At 72.1% G+C, this 9,835-nt stretch carries 9 protein-coding genes and 2 pseudogenes; all 11 read right to left on the bottom strand.

Translation table 11 applies throughout. The annotated features are described in order from the left end of the window. Positions 1-152 (bottom strand): annotated as a pseudogene (locus ACF1DX_RS38715) (4-hydroxy-3-methylbut-2-en-1-yl diphosphate synthase); the annotation flags it as partial. 4 nt (positions 153-156) lie between these two features. Beyond that, positions 157-1,179: an adenosyl-hopene transferase HpnH gene (gene hpnH / locus ACF1DX_RS38710; protein ID WP_030872743.1), complete on the bottom strand. Its 1,023-nt coding sequence runs from the start codon at positions 1,177-1,179 to the stop codon at positions 157-159. Between the two features lie 5 nt (positions 1,180-1,184). Then, positions 1,185-1,826, bottom strand: a complete 642-nt coding sequence (locus ACF1DX_RS38705) for a 1-hydroxy-2-methyl-2-butenyl 4-diphosphate reductase (protein ID WP_391795831.1) — start codon at positions 1,824-1,826, stop codon at positions 1,185-1,187. Next, positions 1,826-3,871: a squalene--hopene cyclase gene (shc, locus tag ACF1DX_RS38700; protein WP_391795830.1), complete on the bottom strand. Its 2,046-nt coding sequence runs from the start codon at positions 3,869-3,871 to the stop codon at positions 1,826-1,828. The genes ACF1DX_RS38705 and shc overlap by 1 nt, the downstream gene beginning before the upstream one ends. A 116-nt stretch (positions 3,872-3,987) precedes the next feature. Beyond that, positions 3,988-5,052: a polyprenyl synthetase family protein gene (locus ACF1DX_RS38695; protein ID WP_391795832.1), complete on the bottom strand. Its 1,065-nt coding sequence runs from the start codon at positions 5,050-5,052 to the stop codon at positions 3,988-3,990. 64 nt (positions 5,053-5,116) lie between these two features. Beyond that, positions 5,117-6,634 carry a hydroxysqualene dehydroxylase HpnE gene (hpnE, locus tag ACF1DX_RS38690; protein WP_391795829.1) on the bottom strand — a complete coding sequence of 506 codons (1,518 nt, stop codon included), beginning with the start codon at positions 6,632-6,634 and terminating at the stop codon, positions 5,117-5,119. Further along, on the bottom strand, positions 6,631-6,756 hold the full coding sequence (locus ACF1DX_RS38685; protein WP_391795828.1) for a DUF6380 family protein: 126 nt from the start codon (positions 6,754-6,756) through the stop codon (positions 6,631-6,633). The genes hpnE and ACF1DX_RS38685 overlap by 4 nt, the downstream gene beginning before the upstream one ends. After that, entirely contained in the window at positions 6,756-7,706 is a 951-nt protein-coding gene (gene hpnD, locus ACF1DX_RS38680; protein WP_391795827.1) for a presqualene diphosphate synthase HpnD, read from the bottom strand. Before hpnD ends, ACF1DX_RS38685 begins: the two co-directional genes overlap by 1 nt. Then, positions 7,703-8,614, bottom strand: a complete 912-nt coding sequence (gene hpnC / locus ACF1DX_RS38675) for a squalene synthase HpnC (RefSeq protein WP_391795826.1) — start codon at positions 8,612-8,614, stop codon at positions 7,703-7,705. The genes hpnD and hpnC overlap by 4 nt, the downstream gene beginning before the upstream one ends. 359 nt (positions 8,615-8,973) lie before the next feature. Further along, positions 8,974-9,750: an ABC transporter ATP-binding protein gene (locus ACF1DX_RS38670; RefSeq protein ID WP_391795825.1), complete on the bottom strand. Its 777-nt coding sequence runs from the start codon at positions 9,748-9,750 to the stop codon at positions 8,974-8,976. Further along, positions 9,743-9,835 (bottom strand): annotated as a pseudogene (locus tag ACF1DX_RS38665) (ABC transporter permease); the annotation flags it as partial. The pseudogene ACF1DX_RS38665 and the gene ACF1DX_RS38670, both read right to left, overlap by 8 nt.

The raw sequence follows: 9,835 nt of genomic DNA, 5'->3' as shown, positions 1-9,835 counted from the left end.
ATGTCGGACGTGCGCGTCGTCGTCATCGACTGCACGGACACCGGGGCGTCCCCGCCCACCGCCACGGATCCGACCTGGATCTGCCGGCTCTTCCGGCGCTCGGCGAGCTGCGGCAGGGGCATCCCGGGGATGCCGAGGGAGACAGCGGTCATGGCCTCACTCCCTGTTCCCGGAGACCGTCTCACGCATGGCGCGCAGCGACTCCTTCAAAGATCCCATGGTGGCGAGGACTGCGGTGGGCTCGTAGCCGCAGTGCGCCATGCAGTTGGCGCAGCGCGGGTCCTTGCCGCGGCCGTACTTGTCCCAGTCGGTGTCCTCGATCAGCTCCCGGTACGTCGGCACATAGCCGTCGCTCATCAGGTAGCAGGGGCGCTGCCAGCCGAAGAGGGAGTAGTTGGGGATCGCCCACGCGGTGCACGGGAAGTCGACCTTGCCCTCCAGGAAGTCCAGGAACAGCGGGGAGTGGTTCAGCCGCCAGCGGCGCCGGTTGCCGCCCGCGAAGGCCTTCCTGAACAGCTCCCGGGTCTGCTCCACGCCCAGGAAGTGCTCCTGGTCGGGGGCCTTCTCGTAGGCGTAGGCGGGCGAGATCATCATCTCGTCGACCCCCAGGTCGTCGTTGAGGTAGTTGAGCACCTCGACGATGGTCTGCGGGGTGTCGGTGTTGAAGAAGGTCGAGTTGGTGGTGACCCGGAAGCCGCGCCGTTTGGCCTCCTTGATGGCCGCCACGGCCTCGTCGAACACCCCCTCCTTCGCCACCGACTCGTCGTGGCGCTCGCGCAGCCCGTCGATGTGCACGGCGAACGCGAAATACGGCGACGGAGTGAACTTGTCCATCTTCTTGCGCAGCAGCATGGCGTTGGTGCACAGGAAGACATACTTGCGCCGGGCCACCAGCTGGCGCACGATCTCGTCGATCTGCGGGTGCATCAGGGGTTCGCCGCCGGCGATCGACACCATGGGCGCCCCGGACTCCAGCACCGCGCCGACGGCCTGGGCGACGGGCATCCGCTGCTTGAGCACCCCGGCCGGGTGCTGGATCTTGCCGCACCCCTCGCACTTGAGATTGCAGGCGAAGAGCGGTTCCAGTTCGACGATCAGCGGGAACTTGTCCCGCCTGCGGAGCTTCTGTTCGGCCAAGTATGTAGCGACCTTGATGGACTGACGCAGCGGCATGGCCATCTGGCTCACCTCCTGGGGAGCGGCAGGGAACGGTGCCATTCTCGGAAAGCCGGGAGTACGGACCGGAGAACACGGAAAGCCGATATTCCACCGCGTACCGTGCCGATCCGGACGAGTTCGTGTTCAGGAGCGTCCACGACCACCCGGACGGCCGCAACCGGGCGCTCGCCCACCCGGACGGCGCTCAGGAGCGTGGCGGCGGATTCCATGTCGACCGCGATCGCGCCGGTCGCGCGCAGAGCGGACCGTTCGTGACCGCGGACGACGTGGTCGGAGCCGGTGAGCGGCCCGGTGTGGACGGTGCGTCCGGGCACCGCGCGCCCCAGCTCCTTCACCAGCAGTTCGGTCCCCGCGCACGGGACGCTGCCGCGCGGGTCCCGGGTCTCCTCGGCGACGACCAGGTCGCCGGGGTGCATGCCGGGGGCGAGGCCGGCGCAGAAGCCCGTGGCGAGGACGGCCGCCCGGTTCAGGTCCTGGCCGGCGAGTATCCGGGTGACGGAGCGTTCGGCCGCCGCCGGCCCCATGCCCGTGCGCAGGACGGTGACCGGCCCGCCCCAGGTGCCCCGCTCGCGCCTGCGCAGGGCGAACTGCTCGATGCCGAGCGCGCAGGCGATCAGCAGCGGGGCCGGGGCGGGCTGGGGGCTCATCAGCTTCCCTTCGCCTCGGCGAGCGTCTGTCCGGGCCCGGCCCCGGTCTTCGCCGCGGCCGGTTTCCCGGTGAACGGCTCCCCGTGCACGTACCGGCCGAGCGCGGTGAGCGGGAAGACCTGCCGGTAGAGGTGGTAGTTGATGGAGAAGTCCCAGGGGAAGCCGGTGCCGGTGAAGTACGGCTCGTCCCAGGAGCCGTCCTCACGCTGGGTGGACACCAACCACTCGATACCGCGTTCGACGGCCTTGGACTCCCGCTCCCCCGCCGCGAGCAGCGCCATCAGCGCCCAGGCGGTCTGCGAGGCGGTGGAGGCGCCTTTACCGCTCCATTCCCTGACGTAGCGGTAGGAGCGCAGGTCCTCGCCCCAGCCGCCGTCGTCGTTCTGCACCTTCTCCAGCCAGGCCACGGCCCGCCGGATCGCCGGGTGCGAGGCGGGGAACCCGGCCGCGGCCAGCGCGGGGACCACGGAGCCGGTGCCGTAGAGGTAGTTGACGCCCCAGCGGCCGAACCAGGAGCCGTCGGGCTCCTGTTCGGCGAGCAGCCACTGGATGCCGCGCCGGGTGCGCGGGTCGTGGGCGAGGCCCTCGACCGCGAGCATCTCCACGACGTGCGCGGTGACGTCGGCCGACGGCGGGTCGATGACCTCGCCGAAGTCGCAGAACGGCAGCCGGTTGGGGAACGGGCTGGTGTTGTCGACGTCGAAGGCGCCCCAGGCGCCGTTCTTCGACTGCATGCCGAGGCTCCAGCGCACCCCGCGCCCGATCGCGTTGTCCATCCGCTCGGGGTCGTGGTGCCTGACCCGGCGCAGCGCGAGGACCACCTCGGCGGTGTCGTCGATGTCGGGGTAGTTGTCGTTGTGGAACTCGAACGCCCAGCCACCGGGCGGCAGATGGGGCCGGCGTACGGACCAGTCGCCGGGCCGCACGATCTGTTCGCCGAGCATCCAGTCGGCGGCCTTGACCAGTTGCGGGTGGTCGGCGGGCAGGCCCGCGTCGGCCAGCGCGATGGTGGCGAGGCAGGTGTCCCACACCGGGGACTGGCAGGCCTCGATCATCCGGGCCCCGTCCTCGCGCCACACGGCGAACCGGTCCAGTGACTCCAGGCCCGCACGCATCACCGGGTGGTTCAGGTCGTATCCGAGCAGGTGCAGCGCGATGATCGAGTACACCGCCGGGGGCTGGATGCCGCCCCAGCAGCCGTCGTTCTCCTGCCGTTCGATGATCCAGCGGGCGGCGGTGTTCATGGCCGCCCCGCGCAGCCGGCGCGGGACGGCTCCGCGCAGCGTGTGCAGGGCCCTGTCCAGCCGCTGGAAGACGCCGTCCCAGCTTCTCGCCGGGGCCAGCGGCCGGGGAGGGCTGGGCCTGTCCGGGTCGGTGTGCAGCTCGTCCAGCGGGAACGGGGCGGGGCGCACCGGCCGTTTGGCGGAGACGATCGTCAGCGGCACGATGGTCTGCCGGGCCCAGCAGCCGAAGTCGTAGATGTTGAGCGGCACCCAGGACGGGAACCAGATCAGCTCGGGCGGGAGTTCGGGCAGGTCCTCCCACTTCCACCAGCCGAACAGGGCCAGCCAGATCCGGGTGAAGACGCGGGAGGCGGCGATGCCGCCCCGCTCGCGGATCCAGGCGGAGGCTCTCGCCATGTGCGGGGCGTCGGGCGGATCGCCGGCCAGCCGCAGCGCGACGTACGCCTCGATGGTGGCGGAGAGGTCGCCGGGTCCGCCGTGGAAGGTGGCCCAGGTGCCGTCCTCGCGCTGCTCGCCGCGGACGAACAGGGCGGCGGCGCGGGTGGTGTCCTCGTCGCGGATGCCGAGGAACTGACGCAGCAGCAGGTCCTCGGCGTCCATCGTGACGTTGGTCTCGAGGTCGCCCTTCCACCAGCCCTGGTCGTCCTGCCGGGACAGCAGGAAGTCGGTGGCGCGCCGCATGGCGCGGGCGGCGATGTCGGGAACCCCGGCCGCCTCGGGGATGTCGGTGTCGTTTTCGCTGGCCGCGGCCACCGCGGGCGGCAGGGCCGCCCCGGTGCTTCCGTCGGTCGTCGCTGTCATGGCTTCCCCTTCGTGCAGTCCTGCGAGTGGTGTCTGCTGTGGGTCCGCCGTCGGCCGGTGCCGTTCTCCCCGGTCACCGGCCGGCGACTACGCGAGGGCTATTCGACCGATAGTGATCATCTCTTTCGTACGACGACGAAGTCCGCGAGCGCCGTGAACCGTTCCCGCACCGGGTCGGGCATGTCCACGGCGTGCAGGGCCTCGATGGCGACGGTGTGCTGACGGCGTGCCTCTTCGGCGGTCCAGTCACGACCGCCGGCCTCTTCGATGAGGGCGGCACGGGCCGCGAACTCCTCCTCGGAGAAGGTCGCGAAGTCGCTGCTCTTGGCGTCGGCGGCGAGGATCTCGCCGAGCCGCTCGGAGGCGGGGCCGCCCGCCGCGAGCGCGGCCACGACCGGCAGGGACTTCTTGCGCTGGCGCAGGTCGCTCCAGGTCTGCTTGCCGGTGGCCTCCGGGTCGCCCCAGATGCCGAGGAGGTCGTCGACGGCCTGGAAGGCGAGGCCGAGGTGGTAGCCGTACCGCTCCAGCGCGTCGGCGGTGCGGTCGTCCGCGCCGCCGAGCACCGCGCCGATGGAGCTGGCGCAGGCGAGCAGGGCACCGGTCTTGTTGCCCTCCATCTCCAGGCACTCCTCGACGCTGACGCGGTCGCGGTGCTCGTAGGAGATGTCCTGGGCCTGGCCGTCGATGAGGGCGCGGCTGGCGGTGGTCAGCCGGCGGGTGGCGCGGCCCGCCTCGACGGTGCCGAGCTCCAGCAGCACCTCGTTGGCCAGGGCGAACAGGGCGTCGCCGACCAGGATGGCCTGGGCGGGGCCGTGCACCTTCCAGACGGTGTCGCGGTGCCGGCGCTGTTCGTCGCCGTCCATCAGGTCGTCGTGCAGGAGGGAGAAGTTGTGGACCAGTTCGACGGCGACCGCGCCGGGGACGCCGGTCTCGGGGGCGGCGCCGGTGACCTCGGCGGACAGCACGGCCAGGGCGGGGCGCACGGCCTTGCCGCCGTCGCCGTCCGCGGGGCGGCCGTGGGCGTCGATCCAGCCGAAGTGGTAGGCGGCGACCGTGTCCATGGGAGGTGCCAGGCGGTCGACGGCCGCCCGCAGTACCGGTGTGGCCAGGGTCCGCCCGCGCTCCAGGAGCGCGGACACGTCCACCGCGGTCCTTCGAGCGGCCTGCGAGGCCGGGGGCACAGGGGGCACAGTCTCTCCTCTTGTTGCGGTACCGGGGGTGCGGGGACCTGCCGCGCCGCGTTCGTCAGCCTTCACCGGGCCCACCTCGCAGTGCGACACCGGCGTCCTCCGGGTGGTGGCCGGGGGTCCGGGGGGTGTCCCCCGGGAAGGTGGAGTACGCCGCCTCCTCCAGGGCGAAGAGGTGGCGGGGGCGGGGCCGGCCGAGGGCGCTCAGCGCGGCGTCCGCCGCGCCGACGCCGCTGCGGACCGCACTCTCCATGGTCGCGGGCCACCCGGTGGCGGTCCACGCTCCGGCCAGGTACAGGCCGGGTGCCTTGGTGCGGGCGCCGGGCCTGAGGCGTCCGACGCCGGGGGCGGGAGCGAACGTGGCGGTGCGCTCCCGGGTGACGAAGAAGTCCTCGACCCGGGCGTCGCGGGTGCGCGGCAGCAGCCGCTCCAGTTCGGGCAGGTACCGCTCGCGCAGTACGGCGACCGGCTGATCGATGTCGTCGTGGGCGACCGACTGGGACAGCGCCAGGTACTGGCCGCGCTTCAGCCCGGAGGCGTCGGTGCGGTCGAAGACCCACTGCACGGGGGTGCCGAGGGCGGCGAAGAAGGGCCGGGCGAGCACCTTGCGGTCGTAGACGACGTGCACGTTGAGGATCGGGGCGGTGCCGATGTCGAGCAGCCGTTCGGGGGCGTCGAGCGCACCCGCGGGCAGCAGGTCGTACGCCTCGCGCTGCGGTACGGCGAGGACGACCGCGTCGGCGTGGACCGTCTCGCCGGGAACCCGGACGCTCCATCCCCCGTTCCCGTTCGCGGAGACGGAGGTGACCCGGGTACGGACCTCGGTACGCACGCCCGCGGAGTCGAGCGCCTTGCGGGCGAGCCGGTCGTGCAGTTCCCCCAGCGGCACCCGGGCCCAGCCGATGTCGGCCGCCGCGGGGTCGGACAGCAGACCGGTCTTGAACACCATCGCGGCGAGCGACAGGGACGTGTCGCCCGCGACCGCGTTGAGGGTGGCGACCCCGACCAGGTCCCACAGGGCCTCGACGGCGCGCGCCGACTGGCCGTGCGCGGTCAGCCAGCTTCCGAAGTCCTGGGTGTCCAGGGCCGGATCGGCGAGGTCGAGCCCCTTCAGCGCGAGCGCGGCCCGGCCGACCCTGGCCCGGTCGGCGAGCGACAGGTGCGGATACGTGGCGAGGCCGCGCCCCAGATGCAGGGGAACGGGCAGTGCGTCGCGCCGCAGCCTGCCGAGCCGCCGCCCCTCGGGGCGGGCGGCGTCGAGGACGGGCACGTCGAGGCGGTCCTGCAGCGGTGCCAGCGCGGCTCCGTCGATCCGGTCGAGGAACCAGCGGTAGGCGGTGCAGCAACGCAGGTACACGTGCTGGCCGTTGTCGACGGTCAGGTCGCCGCGCCGGAAGGAGAAGGCGAGTCCGCCCAGACGCGGCCGGCCTTCGAGCAGGGTGACGCCCACCCCGGCGTCGGCGAGCGCCAGCGCGGCGGTGACGCCGGCGAGCCCGCCGCCGACGACGACGGCGTGCCGTCCCGCCGGAACGGGGTCGTCCGTGCGCGGCCCCGCGGAGCGTGTGCCGTGGCTCATGCGCCCTCCCCTGCCCGGCCGGTGCGCCGCTCGAACGGTGCGGGACCGGCCGTCTCAGTCTGGGACGCGGCGTCGCGGCGGAGGGTTGCCCGCCGTTTTCCGCCGGGGTGCGGGGTGCCCATCAGGCACGCCTCCTGACGGTGCGCCGGGTCACGTGCCGGGTGTCCAGGCCGGACAGGCCGCGCACCGCGACGTACGCCTTCTCACGTCCGGGCAGGGAGACCCGGCCGCGCAGCACCGCCCCGGGGTCGCGCTCGATGCGGTCCAGGAGCCGGCGGTAGATGCCGGCCATGGCGGCGACGCAGGCACCGCTGCGCCGGTCGAGCAGGGGGAGCAGCCGGTACCCCTCGGCGAACAGGGCGCGGGCCCTGCGCACTTCGAAGTGGACCAGGCCCGCGAAGTCGGAGCCCTCCGGTGGCGTGGGCCCGTCGAACCCGGCCGAGCAGCCGAACTTGGCGAGGTCGTCGGCGGGCAGATAGGTGCGCCCGCCCTCGGCGTCCTCGCGGACGTCGCGGAGGATGTTGGTGAGCTGGAGGGCGAGGCCGAGGGTGTCGGCGTACTCGGGTGCGCGTTCGGCGCCGCGCGCGCCCGGTTCGGTGCCGAACACGCCGAGCGAGAGCCGCCCGATGGCGCCCGCGACGCAGCGGCAGTAGACCTTGAGGTCGTCCCAGGTCTCGTAGGTCTCCCCGCGCGTGTCCATCTGGACGCCGTCGATGAGTTCGTCCAGGCCGCCGAGCGGGATCGGGAAGTGCTCGGCGGCGTGGGCGAGGGCGACCGCGACCGGGTCGGTGTCGTCCTCCTCGACCGCGCCGTCGCGGATCCGGGTGAGCAGCGCCCTCGTGTCCTCCAGCCGGGCCACCTTGACGTCGTTCGCCAGCGGGCCGTCGCCGATGTCGTCGACGCGCCGGGAGAACGCGTACAGCGCCGACATCGCGCGCCGCTTGGGCGTCGGCAGCAGCCGGATGCCGTAGGCGAAGTTGCGTGCCTGCTGTCCGGTGACGGTCTCGCAGTAGCTGTAGGCGGCGAGTACCGGTGCGGACGCGGGTGGTTGCGACTCCACGGTCCGGATCACCCCTTTCCTCGCAGAGTCACGCCCGCCTCGCGCAGCAACTGGACCTTGCCGGGCTTGGGCGGGCCGGGAAGTACGTCGTATTCGGCGGCGGCGATCGCGTGGAGGGCCGCCCTTCCTCCCGCCACGAACCCCGCGAGCAGCAGCCTGAGCCTGCCGTGGACGCTACCCACGAGGGGGGAGCCTTCATTCAGCAGTCCGAGGGCGCGTTCCGCCTGGTACGCGACCAGTGCGCGCACCGATGCGCCGGCGCTGGGCGCGGCGAGGTCCGCCTCCTGGACGTGGAAACGTTTCATGTCCGTGGCGGGCAGGTAGATGCGGTCGCGGCCGAGGTCCTCGGCGACGTCCTGGAGGTGTTCGACGATCTGGAGGGCGGTACAGATGTCGTCGGAGCGGCGGACCCGCTCGGGTGTCGAGGTGCCGGTGACGGCGAGGACCAGACGGCCGACCGGGTTGGCCGACAGTTCGCAGTAGGCGAGCAGGTCGTCGTAGGTCTCGTACCGCTTGACGAGCTGGTCCTGACGGTTGGCGGCGATCAGGCCGAGGAAGGGCTCGGGGGTCAGTCCGCGGCGGCGGACCGTCGGGCGGAGCCGGCGCAGCAGCGGATGGCGCGGTCCGGGGCCCGCCGGGTCGAACACCCGGCGCAGGTCCGCCTCGAAGGCGTCCAGCAGTACCAGCCGGTCCTCGGCGTCCTTCCCGGTCACCCCGAGGAGGCGGGCGTCGGTGCCGCCGGGGGCCAGGTCACCGTCTCCGATGTCGTCGACCAGACGAGCGAACCCGTACACCGCCATGAGGTCGTCGCGCCAGGGCCGGGGCAGGAAGAAGGGGGCCACGGGGAAGTTCTCGGCGGCGGCCTTGTCGAGGGTGGCGCGCTCGGGGTCGACGGCACGCGCCGCGGACACGGACGTCATCGCGGACTGCCGTGGGCGGGGACGGCACACGCTGCGTTCAGCCGGGGAGTCTCCGTAGCCATTGCCGTCACATCTCCCGTTCTACACTGCCGACCCAATGCATACTATTTCGGACACGCCGCCGAGGCTTCCGCCATACGGCACCGTTGGATGGTGTCGGGCATTATGGCCCTGATTGCCGCCTTTCGGGACCGGTACAGCTTACGTTGTGCACCACGGCGCGTGACGACGGGGGTCTCCGCGCACCACGACAACACGCCGATCGGGGTCAAGATTCCACCGGGCGGCCGGAGTTGACGTCCTCTTTGCAGACGCCGGGCCCCGCCGGACAGTTCCGGCGGGGCCCTCCTGGCACCGGGCTATTTCCCCGTGAACTTCTCGTACTCCCTGAGCACCTCGTCGGTGGGGCCGTCCATGCGCAGCTCACCGCGTTCCAACCAGAGCACGCGGTCGCAGGTGTCGCGGATCGACTTGTTGTTGTGGCTGACCAGGAACACCGTGCCGGCCTGCTTGCGCAGCTCCCGGATGCGGGCCTCGGAGCGCTTCTGGAACTTGCGGTCGCCGGTGGCCAGCGCCTCGTCGATCATCAGGACGTCGTGGTCCTTGGCGGCGGCGATGGAGAAGCGCAGCCGGGCCGCCATGCCGGAGGAGTAGGTGCGCATCGGCAGAGTGATGAAGTCGCCCTTCTCGTTGATGCCGGAGAAGTCGACGATCTCCTGGTAGCGGGCCTTGATCTGCTCGCGGGACATCCCCATGGCGAGTCCGCCCAATATGATGTTCCGTTCGCCCGTCAGGTCGTTCATCAGGGCGGCGTTGACGCCGAGCAGGGAGGGCTGGCCGTCGGTGTAGACCTTGCCCCGCTCGGCGGGCAGCAGGCCGGCGATGGCCCGCAGCAGGGTCGACTTGCCCGAGCCGTTGGAGCCGATGAGCCCGATCGCCTCGCCCCGGTACGCCACGAAGGAGACCCCGCGCACGGCGTGCACCTTGCGCACGCCCCGCTCCTCGCCCCGCTTGACGATGCGGCTGAGCGCCGCCGTGGCGCTGCCCTTGCCGGTCTTCGCGCCGTTGACGCGGTAGACGATGTGCAGGTCGTCCGCGATGACCGTGGGGACCTTCTCGTCGGTGGTGTCAGCCACGGCCGTATTTCTCCTCTGCCTTCCAGAAGTACACGAAGCCGATCACGCCGGCCAGCAGCGCCCAGCCCACCGCGAACGCCCACAC

The sequence above is a fragment of the Streptomyces sp. NPDC014676 genome, assembly GCF_043084105.1.
Lineage (GTDB): Bacteria > Actinomycetota > Actinomycetes > Streptomycetales > Streptomycetaceae > Streptomyces.
This window is presented reverse-complemented; position numbering and strand designations above follow the sequence as displayed.